Source organism: Microcystis sp. CS-574 (assembly GCF_028329095.1).
Classification (GTDB): Bacteria; Cyanobacteriota; Cyanobacteriia; order Cyanobacteriales; family Microcystaceae; genus Microcystis; species Microcystis ichthyoblabe_A.
Genome location: NZ_JAQMSY010000109.1, coordinates 24,189 through 32,982, shown reverse-complemented (window position 1 = coordinate 32,982; position 8,794 = coordinate 24,189). Strand labels below are relative to the sequence as shown.

Sequence of the window (8,794 nt, the reverse complement as noted above, 5' to 3'; positions counted from 1 at the left end):
TGCCAGGTTCCAACTATCATTAACAACAGTAGATATCTGGCTCGTCCCAGTTCATTTTCTAACACTTTCTGGTATAGTTCACTTATCATTTTCGTTATTTAGGTCATATATGGTAAATATGACTTATCTTTTTTTGGAGTCCGTATCTGTATTCCGTGCTACATAAGCTTTTCAGCTTGCTTGTCCCCCTGTCAGCTAAGAGGGTTTTGCCAACTCCGGGTACATCTTCCAGGAGAGCGTGGCCACCACTGAGTAAGGCCACCAGCACAATGCGAATCGATTCGGCCGACGATGCTCTGGCTCAAATTTTCCATCAAAATATCAATAGCGTCTCTCATAACACAAATGGGGTATTTTGTCAAGAAGATTGATGTTAATTTTTTTGATCTTAACGATTCTTTTCCCAATTTGCCCACACTAGCGAGGAAAGTTGACAGACAATGGCGGGAAATTTTCTTTTAGGGAGCTAATCAGGGTTAGGGTGGCGAGCAGGGAGAAAATTAGTTAAGAATTGTTGCCAGTGGGCGAAATTAAGATTTTCAGTCGGTTCAGTCTGATAAAATCGAGAGGAATTTCTCTTAATCGATGAAGATGAAAGCCAGTTCGCTCGTTTTTAGTCTTGTTTTAGGCATCGCAGCCAGTACATTAACCAATAGTTTGCCCGAAAATTTGACTTTCAATTCTCGGAAAATATTGGCTCAAGATCAGGCTCCTTCCTGTCCTCTTCCTCCAGATATTGCCATCACTTTTCGCAATAGTGAATGTCAGGCAGTTACCCTAGAAAAACCCCAGACTTTTTTCCGTTATTATAGTGACGAAAATTACAAAAAAGGTCGTTTTCTGACCACGGATCAATATACCACCAATGTGGAAGTGATCAGGAATTTAGCCCTCGATCAAAAGTGGAATCCTCCCAATCAAGCGACCAAAGTAATATCGGTGACTTTACCTGCGGGAACAACGGTTTATCAAGGAATTGTCGCCCCCCAGAATCCTGCTGATTGTTATCCCGGTGGTGGTCAGCAAACTTTTATTAAAGACTCGCGAGATGCCAATATACAATGGGGAGAGGGGCGAGCAATAACGGTTACATCTCTTTCCTGTCGCTAGAATATTATGGAAACGAACATGAGGGAATTAATTCAATCAATTGACCAAGCTATTACCGTGGCCGAACAGATGCGAGAAACAGAAAGATCGACTCGGATTGAGGGTTTAATTTCTGTCCTAAAAACCATCAAAAGTCAGGCTTTAGCTGGTCAATTACCACCGTCTCAAGGCATTGTTACCCTAGGATTAGCGCGAGAAGTAGCTGATTGGATCGATCCCCTCGATTCTCCTTTATTGAAAGCGGTGGGTAAAGTAGAAAGAGAATATCAAAAATATTAGAAGTTGTCGGTTACAGAAGTTAAAATTAACCGAGAGCGATCGCAGTCTATCTCGATCTGATTTTTTAATCGATCGAGAGAATTAAATTTCTGTTCTGGTCGCAGGAATTGCACTAAATCCATCGTTAAAATCCGATCATATACATTGCCCGACCAATCCAATAAATGGATTTCCACACTGATAGTTTTTCCCTCGATTGTGGGACGATAACCGATATTCATAACTGCTGGTAAGCGAGAACCATCGAGATGCACCCAACCGCAATAAACCCCCAGTCGCGGCAATAATTTATCGGGAGGAACCTGTAGATTAGCGGTATGAAAACCTAATGTTCTGCCCAGTTGTTGCCCGATGACCACACGACCGGTTAAACTGTAGGGACGACCTAACATTTGTCCGGCCTGCTCAACGTTTCCTGCTGCCAAAGCTTGACGAATTAGGGAACTACTAATTCGACCCGTCCCACAGTTTTTTAAAGCAACAATCTCGACTTTAATGTTAAATTGAGAGGCGATCTTTAATAAATCTTCCGCTGTACCTTGACGACGATAACCGAAGCGGAAATCTTGACCAACACTGATCGATTTAGCCTGTAATTTTTCTACTAAAATCTGTTTGATAAAAGCCAAGGGAGTCAGGGAAGCTAATTGAGCAGAAAAAGGCAGTAAAACTAATTGTTTAACGCCTAAATTCTCTAAAACCTCCACCTTTTCCCCTAGAGGAGTTAATAACTGCCATTTTTCCCCCGTAAAAAATTCCCGCGGGTGGGGAGTAAAACTAACAACGGTGGGATAAGCGGGTTCATCCTGAAAAATTGGCTGTAGGACGGTTTGATGACCTAGGTGCAAACCATCAAAGTTACCAAGAGCGATCGCACTAGGGGCTAAAATACGGGTATTAGGGGAATCTACAATCCACACGCTGGCTTTAAGAACAGATACAAGAGAACAATTCAAGCGATTAATCTTGAGTGTAGCCTTTTGATTCTATATCAATCGGGCGATCAAGCTAAAAAAACACCCCCAATTACTTGGAGGCTTTTTCAAAGAAAAATAACTGTCATTAACCTTCGGCTAATTTCAGATCCCGCAGGGTGCTAATATCCACTTGAATCGATGGCCCCATGGAGGAAGAAACATAAACTGTACGCCAGTAACGACCTTTTGCCCCGGAAGGACGGTTTCTGTCCACCGTTTCCTGCAAAGCTTTCAAATTGACTAACAGATCCTCGGCGCTAAAAGAAGCTTTACCAAATTGAACGTGAACGATCCCGGTGCGATCGGCCCGGAATTCTAATTTACCCGCTTTAAACTCAGAGATCGCTCCCGTTAAATCCGTGGTTACGGTTCCCCCTTTCGGTGAAGGCATTAAACCCCGTGGACCGAGTTGACGACCTAATTTCGCCACTTTCGGCATCATATCGGGGGTGGCGATTAACACCTCGAAATCCATCATCCCCTTGGCGATTTCTTCGATTAATTCTTCTGAACCAACGATATCAGCCCCGGCGTTGTTCGCTTCCTGCACCTGTTCCCCGCGAGTAATCACCGCTACCCGCACCGTGCGTCCGGTTCCTTTGGGTAAACTTACCGTTGTCCGCAGTTGTTGGTCGGTATATTTAGGATCGATACCTAAACGAATATGAGCTTCGGCGGTTTCGTCGAATTTCGCCGTCGCTAATTCCTTTAATAATGTCAGTGCCTCTAATGGCTCGTAGGCTTTATTTTCTACCTTAGCCTGGGCATCTCGCAAACGTCGTGAAACTTTTTTTACCATCTGATTTGTTGCTCCTTGGGTAATAACGAAGCTTAACTTCTCCCCGTAATAAGATTTAATCTGAGATCTTGACACCCATATTTCTGGCCGTTCCTGCCACAATATTCATGGCCGCTTCGATGTCGTTAGCGTTAAGATCGGGCATTTTAGTCTGGGCGATTTCGCGTAATTGGTCGCGGGTAATGGTGGCGACAAATTTCTTGTTAGGTTCGTTGGAACCTCTTTCTACACCGGCCGCTTTACGGATGAGAACGGAAGCGGGGGGAGTTTTGAGGACAAAGGTAAAACTCCGATCCTCAAAAACGGAAATTTCCACAGGGATGATCATCCCAGCCTGATCGGCGGTTTTAGCGTTGTAATCTTTACAAAACGCCATAATATTCACCCCGTGTTGACCTAAAGCAGGACCGACCGGAGGAGCAGGGTTAGCCTTACCAGCAGGTAAAGCTAGTTTAATAATTGCGACGACTTTTTTAGCCATGATTTAGTTTTGTTTTTCGACTTGATTAAATTCCAATTCGACCGGGGTATCCCGACCAAAAATGGAGAGCAAGGCCTTGAGTTTGCCGCGCTCGGGACTAACTTCGATCACTTCCCCTTCAAAGTCCTTAAATGGACCGGATAGAACCAAGATTTGATCGCCAACTTCCATATTGATTTTGACGACGGGTTCTTGAATCTGAGCTTGTTTGAAGATGCGATCGACTTCTGACATACTCAAGGGTAGCGGGGTGACGTGACCACGGCCGCGTCCGTAGTGGCGTTTTTGTTCGGCCCCGACAAAGTTGATCACATGGGGGGTGTTTTTGACCACCTGCCAAGCGTCATCATCCATGATCATTCTGATCAGGACATAACCGGGGAAGACTTTTTCCTCACCGTGTTGCCGTGAACCATCCTTGCGGACTTTGACGGTGGCCGCTTGGGGAATCTGAACTTGCAGAATGCGATCGGCCACATCGAGGGTGTGGATGCGCTGTTCCAAATTAGCTTTGACCCGTTTCTCACAACCGGAAGCCACCTGCACGGCATACCAACGGGGTTTTTTCGGTAGGCCGCTAAGATTGAGTTCTTCGGGAAACTGCTCTTCTTCTAGATTCATGGGAACACCTTCCCCGCACCCCAGGCAAAGAATTTATCGATTAGATAGATGAGAGTGGCTACTAAAGTCACCATTAACATCACCGCCGCCGATTCGCTCAAAAGTTGCTGACGGGAAGGCCAGACGACTTTGGCGAGTTCTTCTTTGGTTTCATTGACGAATTCCTTGACCTGAAAAGAGCTTCCCTCTTTCTTGTCGCTCGCGTCTTTTTCTAGGGTTTCTTTTTTGGCCACGATCGCTACTCCTTAAAATGATACTCAAGCTATCCTTAACTTATCATTTTCACCGGACAACCCACACTAACCCTCAGACATTTAGATCATGTCCTTTGCAATTATCGGCTTGGTGATTACCAAACGCGCCCTGGAGGACTTGAACCCCCGACATCAGGTTTTGGAGACCTGCGTTCTACCAACTGAACTAAGAGCGCCCATTCGCTAAACTATTGGGCTTTTTTAAGGCCTTTATTTATTATAGCGTAGTTGTTGGCGATTAAGCAACTTTCTTGGTTAGGCTGTCGCCGGAAATTTTTTAGAGGGGGCGATCGAAACGTTCTTGGACCCTGGTGGCTTTGCCAACCCGATCGCGCAGATAGTAGAGTTTCGCCCGACGTACTTTACCACGACGGATGATCTTGATACTGGCAACCCGGGGCGAGTGGAGCAGGAAAACTCTTTCTACTCCCACACCCTGGAAGACTTTGCGTACTGTAATCGTTTCGTTGATACCGCCATGGCGTTTGGCGATGACAATACCCTCGTAGGGCTGAATCCGCTCTTTATCTCCTTCAACGATTCGCACCCCTACCCGGATCGTGTCACCGACATGGATAATGGGCAGATCGCTCTTGAGATACTCGGCTTCGATTGATTTGATAATCTCTTCCGTTTTCATCGGCTTTCGTAAAACTGACAATTTACTATCATACCATATTTTTTTAAGTACAGCCTTTCTCGTCTAAATGAAATATGCTCTAAACGGGATTAAGGACTTGCGCTTTGATAATGTATCTTTTGGGCGAACGCAGTTCACCCCTACATTGTGGACAAAATCCGTTACTGTAGAAGTGCCAGGAACCTGCGCCCTCCGATCGCTCAAGTGTGCTGATCACCCTAAGTAGGGGGAAGTCCTTCGAGAGTCCCCGCAGCTAAGGGACTTACGCTTTGATAATATGCTATCTGGCTGGTCTGATTTTTCTACAGAGCGATTTTCTGGCTGGGATATTATTCCCAAGCAAGTCCCCCACGTCCAGCTTATAGTAGTAGCCAACAACCCCGACGAGCAAGCCATTTGCGCCCAATACCTGCGCCATAATCGCGTCAGATACTTTGCTTTGATCTAAAATTGAGTCAGCAATATCTAATTTGGAGTCTCAGGCAATGGAACCGATTTCTCTAATTCTCGCTGCATTGACTGCCGGTGCGGTTGCTGCTGCTAAGGATACGGCAGGAACAGCGGTTAAGGATGCTTATGAGGGTTTAAAAGCGTTGATTAAGAAGAAATTTGCAGAAAAAGGGAAAACAGATGATAGTGATATCGTCGATAAACATGAGAAAAAACCAGATTCAGAGGGGGTAAAAACACTGCTCAAAGAAGAGTTACTTGAAGCAAAAATTGATAGAGATGCAGAGGTTATTAAGACAGCAGAAGCATTACTCAAGCAATTAAAACCTGAATAATTTGCCGCAGGTAAGTATAATATTAATGTTGGTGATGATATTAAGGGAATGGTGGGAGATGGTACTTTTAAGGGAATTGCAGGAAATATTAGTGGCGGAAATATTAGTCAGAATATTAATTAGTTGAGGATTATTTAGGAGGGAAATTTATGTCAATTACTGTTGAGGTAGAACTTAAAGATTTTCTAATTCAAATCAATCAAAAGTTAGACAATCTTCAAAAAGATGTTACTGATATTAAGATTGAACTTAGTGAAGTTAAAGGTGAAATTAAGCGTCTGGAGGGAAAAATTGATGGTGTCGAGAAGCGTCTGGAGGAAAAAATTGATGGTGTCGAGAAGCGTCTAGAGGAAAAAATCGATGGTGTCGAGAAGCGTCTGGAGGAAAAAATTGATGGTATTGAGAAGCGTTTAGAGGGAAAAATTGATGGCGTGGAAAAGCGCTTAGAGAATCAAGAGTTCGTCAGTCGAGGGATTTTAGTCGCTTTAATTGTAACGATTTTAGGCGGTTTGGCTAAATTGTTTGGTTTAGTAGGAAGTCCTTAAAAATTGCTAATTCTAAAACTGCAATTTAAAGTTAACTTGAAAAGAATAATTTTGGGGTAGCAAAAATGACTGATAAAAGTTATTATTTAGAAATAGGGGGTGATGTTAAAGGTCTTATTGGTGATGGTGAATTTAAGGGAATTGCAGGTGATATTAGTGGGGGTGTAATCAATCAATATATTATCACCCAAAAGTCAGGAGTTGAGATTCAGTCTCAACCCTTAATTAAGGGTTCACCTTATTTGGGTTTATTTAAGTTTGAAGAGGGAGATAAGGATAAGTTTTTTGGAAGAGATAATTGGATTATTGAGTTAACTGATTATTTAAAGCAAAAGAATGTTTTACTGCTTTTAGGTGCGTCGGGAAGTGGTAAATCTTCTCTCGTGCAAGCGGGTTTAATTCCTAAGTTAAAGGATGATTTTGGCGCAAATAAATTGGTTAATTTAACTTTTGTTCCTGATGTTAATCCCTTTGAGTCTTTTTATTGTCTTTTAAGGAATAGATATACACAATCCGAAGCACAATTAGCACAAGCTGTTAAGGAAGATACTTTAATTAAGGTGGTTGAAGGATTAAAAAATAATTCTGATTTATGGTTTATTTTTATTGACCAATTTGAGGAATTATTTACTCGTACACCGAAGACGGAAAGAGATATTTTCATTAAAAGTTTGATTAAATTAATTGAAAATAATAATAGTTTAGTTAAAATTGTGATGACGATGAGGGCGGATTTTTTAGATAAATTAAGTCCTTATCCCAGTTTAGGAAAAATCCATGATCAGTATAGCAAGATGTTAACGGATATGGATGAAAGTGATTTAAGATTAGCTATTGCTGAACCAGCGGCGAGAAATGGGGTAATCTTTGAAAAGGGATTAATTAATCAAATTATTGCCGATTTTTATGAACAGGCTGGCTCTTTACCTCTGTTACAATATACGTTAGATTTATTGTGGGAAAAAAATCATATTCAAGAGCGGGTTTTAAATATTAAGATTTATCAAGAGATTGGTGGGGTAACGGGTGCGCTAGAAAAACAAGCGGATAAAATTTATGGTCAATTTAATGAACAGCAACGGAAAGCAGCAGAGGAAATTTTTCTAGAGTTAATTAGTTTAGAAGGGGAAAAAGCGGTTAGCAGAAGGGCGGATAAATCGAGTTTTGAACAGGAGGAAATGCAAAAGGAGGTTCTCTATCAATTGATAGATAATCGTCTTTTGGTGAGTAAGGGAGAAGACGGGAAAGCAACGGTTGAGGTGGCACATGAAGAATTGTTGCGGTGTTGGCAAGTGTTACAGGATTTAATTCGAGAAAAAGAGGAGATAATTGTTCTGAGAAGTCGTTTATATGCTGATGCTAAACAGTGGGATGATTTACAGAAGCAAGATGCAGTAAAAGCGAGTAGTGAGCTTTGGGGAGGTTCTAAGTTAGCTAAAATTGTTGAGTTTCAAAAGAATAATTCTCTGCCTAATTTAGATACTGTGGCGATAGAGTTTATTAAGGCGAGTATTAGTCAAGCAGAACGACAAAAAAATGAAAAAATTAGAACAGCGCGAAGGATTGCGGCGGTTTCTTTGGTGGCGGTGGTGATTAGTACGGGATTGGGTTGGATGGCTTGGAATAAGACAAAAGAAGCCGAATATAATCAAGCTGAGTCTCTTGGTAGATATTCCTTATCTCTATTGAATGAACATAAAAACTTGGAGGCTTTCGTTGAAGCGATTAAAGCGGGAAAAATTCTACAAAAGCAGCAGACGTACAACAAGGAGGTGACTAATGCCTTACAGGAACTTCTCAACCGCAAAAGTGAACGCAATCGCTTAGAGGGGCATGATAACCTTGTCACAAGCGTTAATTTTAGTCCCGACGGCAAGACATTGGTGAGCGGTAGTTGGGACAACACTATCAAACTCTGGAATGTAGAGACAGGCCAAGAAATCCGTACCCTCAAGGGGCATGATAACTGGGTCAGAAGCGTTAATTTTAGTCCCGACGGCAAGACTTTGGTGAGCGGTAGTAATGACAACACAATTAAACTGTGGAATGGAAACAATGGCTGGGGTTTAGATGCTTTAATGGGGCGTAGTTGCGATTGGGTGCGGGCTTATTTGCACAATCCTAATTCTGGTGTCAGGGAGGAGGATAGGGGTTTGTGTGATGGGATTGGGGGTAAATCGTCAGTATCAGGATTTTGAGGATTAGAGGATTTTCAGGATGCTCAATCTTAAAAGATTGTCAGGAGTTTCCAAGTAAATAATCCAGTTAATCCTAAAATCCCGTTAATCTTGGTTTAGACTTCT

General features: G+C 42.5%; 10 protein-coding genes, 1 tRNA gene and 2 pseudogenes. 5 read left to right on the top strand and 8 right to left on the bottom strand.

Annotation, left to right across the window (positions count from 1 at the left end):
• Positions 1 to 193 precede the first annotated feature (193 nt).
• Positions 194 to 338, bottom strand: a pseudogene (locus PN470_RS08875) (AAA family ATPase); the annotation flags it as partial.
• A 253-nt stretch (positions 339 to 591) separates the two neighbouring features.
• Between PN470_RS08875 and PN470_RS08870 the strand changes: the two are divergent.
• On the top strand, positions 592 to 1,110 hold the full coding sequence (locus tag PN470_RS08870) for a hypothetical protein (RefSeq protein WP_002737967.1): 519 nt from the start codon (positions 592 to 594) through the stop codon (positions 1,108 to 1,110).
• 6 nt (positions 1,111 to 1,116) lie between these two features.
• Positions 1,117 to 1,389 (top strand): hypothetical protein, encoded by a 273-nt coding sequence (locus PN470_RS08865; RefSeq protein WP_184891183.1) that lies wholly within the window; start codon positions 1,117 to 1,119, stop codon positions 1,387 to 1,389.
• Here PN470_RS08865 and PN470_RS08860 read toward each other — a convergent pair.
• The 7 genes from PN470_RS08860 to rplS all read right to left on the bottom strand — a co-directional run bounded on the left by PN470_RS08860 (position 1,386) and on the right by rplS (position 5,161).
• Positions 1,386 to 2,309: a bifunctional riboflavin kinase/FAD synthetase gene (locus tag PN470_RS08860; RefSeq protein WP_271934856.1), complete on the bottom strand. Its 924-nt coding sequence runs from the start codon at positions 2,307 to 2,309 to the stop codon at positions 1,386 to 1,388. The genes PN470_RS08865 and PN470_RS08860 overlap by 4 nt on opposite strands.
• A 142-nt stretch (positions 2,310 to 2,451) precedes the next feature.
• Positions 2,452 to 3,165 (bottom strand): 50S ribosomal protein L1, encoded by a 714-nt coding sequence (rplA, locus tag PN470_RS08855; protein ID WP_043996123.1) that lies wholly within the window; start codon positions 3,163 to 3,165, stop codon positions 2,452 to 2,454.
• Between the two features lie 55 nt (positions 3,166 to 3,220).
• Positions 3,221 to 3,646: a 50S ribosomal protein L11 gene (rplK, locus tag PN470_RS08850; RefSeq protein ID WP_002735897.1), complete on the bottom strand. Its 426-nt coding sequence runs from the start codon at positions 3,644 to 3,646 to the stop codon at positions 3,221 to 3,223.
• A 3-nt stretch (positions 3,647 to 3,649) separates the two neighbouring features.
• Complete coding sequence (gene nusG, locus PN470_RS08845) at positions 3,650 to 4,267, bottom strand: transcription termination/antitermination protein NusG (RefSeq protein ID WP_002735925.1); 618 nt, start codon at positions 4,265 to 4,267, stop codon at positions 3,650 to 3,652.
• Complete coding sequence (secE, locus tag PN470_RS08840) at positions 4,264 to 4,500, bottom strand: preprotein translocase subunit SecE (RefSeq protein ID WP_002737505.1); 237 nt, start codon at positions 4,498 to 4,500, stop codon at positions 4,264 to 4,266. Before secE ends, nusG begins: the two co-directional genes overlap by 4 nt.
• Before the next feature lie 124 nt (positions 4,501 to 4,624).
• A tRNA-Trp gene (locus PN470_RS08835) sits at positions 4,625 to 4,697 on the bottom strand.
• A gap of 101 nt (positions 4,698 to 4,798) precedes the next feature.
• On the bottom strand, positions 4,799 to 5,161 hold the full coding sequence (gene rplS / locus PN470_RS08830) for a 50S ribosomal protein L19 (protein WP_002738040.1): 363 nt from the start codon (positions 5,159 to 5,161) through the stop codon (positions 4,799 to 4,801).
• 485 nt (positions 5,162 to 5,646) lie between these two features.
• On the opposite strand from rplS, the pseudogene PN470_RS08825 reads away from it, so the two are divergent.
• The 3 genes and pseudogenes from PN470_RS08825 (at position 5,647) to PN470_RS08815 (ending at position 8,689) form a co-directional block, all read left to right on the top strand.
• Positions 5,647 to 6,069, top strand: a pseudogene (locus PN470_RS08825) (hypothetical protein).
• Positions 6,070 to 6,095: 26 nt separating this feature from the next.
• Complete coding sequence (locus tag PN470_RS08820; protein ID WP_002769767.1) at positions 6,096 to 6,491, top strand: hypothetical protein; 396 nt, start codon at positions 6,096 to 6,098, stop codon at positions 6,489 to 6,491.
• Positions 6,492 to 6,556: 65 nt separating this feature from the next.
• Complete coding sequence (locus tag PN470_RS08815; RefSeq protein ID WP_271934851.1) at positions 6,557 to 8,689, top strand: AAA family ATPase; 2,133 nt, start codon at positions 6,557 to 6,559, stop codon at positions 8,687 to 8,689.
• Positions 8,690 to 8,794 lie beyond the last annotated feature (105 nt).

What these genes read in the sequence shown, in the direction of transcription:
- PN470_RS08870 (WP_002737967.1), top strand. Translation starts at nt 592, where the DNA reads ATGAAAGCCAGTTCGCTCGTTTTTAGTCTTGTTTTAGGCATCGCAGCC.
- PN470_RS08865 (WP_184891183.1), top strand. Translation starts at nt 1,117, where the DNA reads ATGGAAACGAACATGAGGGAATTAATTCAATCAATTGACCAAGCTATT.
- rplA (WP_043996123.1), bottom strand. Translation starts at nt 3,165, where the DNA reads ATGGTAAAAAAAGTTTCACGACGTTTGCGAGATGCCCAGGCTAAGGTA.
- rplK (WP_002735897.1), bottom strand. Translation starts at nt 3,646, where the DNA reads ATGGCTAAAAAAGTCGTCGCAATTATTAAACTAGCTTTACCTGCTGGT.
- nusG (WP_002735925.1), bottom strand. Translation starts at nt 4,267, where the DNA reads ATGAATCTAGAAGAAGAGCAGTTTCCCGAAGAACTCAATCTTAGCGGC.
- rplS (WP_002738040.1), bottom strand. Translation starts at nt 5,161, where the DNA reads ATGAAAACGGAAGAGATTATCAAATCAATCGAAGCCGAGTATCTCAAG.
- PN470_RS08820 (WP_002769767.1), top strand. Translation starts at nt 6,096, where the DNA reads ATGTCAATTACTGTTGAGGTAGAACTTAAAGATTTTCTAATTCAAATC.
- PN470_RS08815 (WP_271934851.1), top strand. Translation starts at nt 6,557, where the DNA reads ATGACTGATAAAAGTTATTATTTAGAAATAGGGGGTGATGTTAAAGGT.